Consider the following 424-nt stretch of genomic DNA (forward strand, 5'->3'; position numbering starts at 1 on the left):
CGCCGCTCGCCGAGCCGCAGGAAGCTGCGCGAAGCCATGTTCACCAGCGGCGCGGGACGATCGAACAGGTCCCAATCGGTCACGATGCCACCATTTACATAGGTCCCTATTTATAGTAAATAGGTACCTATGTATCCTGATGTGAGCGTGGTGTCCATGAGTTCGAAGCCAATTCGCATTGCCTCGTCGGTGCCGGCCCCGGAGGCCTGACGCTCGCCCGCCTGCTGCGTATCGCTGGCGTCACGACGACAGTGTTCGAGCGGGAGACATCGGCGACCGAACGTCCGCAAGGCGGCACGCCGCTCGCCGAGCCGCAGGAAGCTGCGCGAAGCCATGTTCACCAGCGGCGCGGGACGATCGAACAGGTCCCAATCGGTCACGATGCCACCATTTACATAGGTCCCTATTTATAGTAAATAGGTAC

Annotated in this window: 1 protein-coding gene; it reads left to right on the forward strand. The window is 60.1% G+C overall.

What is annotated here, in order from left to right; translation table 11 throughout:
* Nucleotides 1-224 precede the first annotated feature (224 nt).
* Nucleotides 225-413, forward strand: a complete 189-nt coding sequence (locus D0N36_RS19280; protein ID WP_242479010.1) for a hypothetical protein — start codon at nt 225-227, stop codon at nt 411-413.
* The last annotated feature ends 11 nt before the right edge of the window (nt 414-424 follow it).

The organism is Hymenobacter lapidiphilus (genome assembly GCF_003417065.2).
In the GTDB taxonomy this organism is placed as follows: domain Bacteria; phylum Bacteroidota; class Bacteroidia; order Cytophagales; family Hymenobacteraceae; genus Hymenobacter.